Here is a 264-nt window from a genome sequence, read left to right as displayed (position 1 = left end):
CGCCCGGCGTTGGCGCCAAGGACGTGATCCTGCACATCATCGGCGTGATCGGCGTCAACGGCGGCACCGGCCATGTCATCGAGTACCGCGGCACCACCATCCGCGCGATGGACATGGAGCAGCGCATGACCCTGTGCAACATGTCGATCGAGGCCGGCGCGCGCGCCGGCATGGTCGCGCCGGACCAGGCGACCTTCGACTGGGTGGCCGCCACGCCGCGCGGCCCCAAGGGTGAAGCATTCGACCAGGCGGTCGCGCACTGGC

At 70.5% G+C, this 264-nt stretch carries 1 protein-coding gene; it reads left to right on the top strand.

All coding sequences use genetic code 11. The features are described from left to right. Positions 1-264: aconitase family protein (locus SB822_RS57990; protein WP_410859225.1), on the top strand; the 264-nt coding region annotated here is incomplete at both ends.

It is taken from the genome of Paraburkholderia sp. SIMBA_054, from assembly GCF_046534875.1.
Lineage (GTDB): Bacteria > Pseudomonadota > Gammaproteobacteria > Burkholderiales > Burkholderiaceae > Paraburkholderia > Paraburkholderia hospita.
Note: the sequence above shows the minus strand (reverse complement) of the source record. Positions and strands in the feature narration are given on the sequence as shown.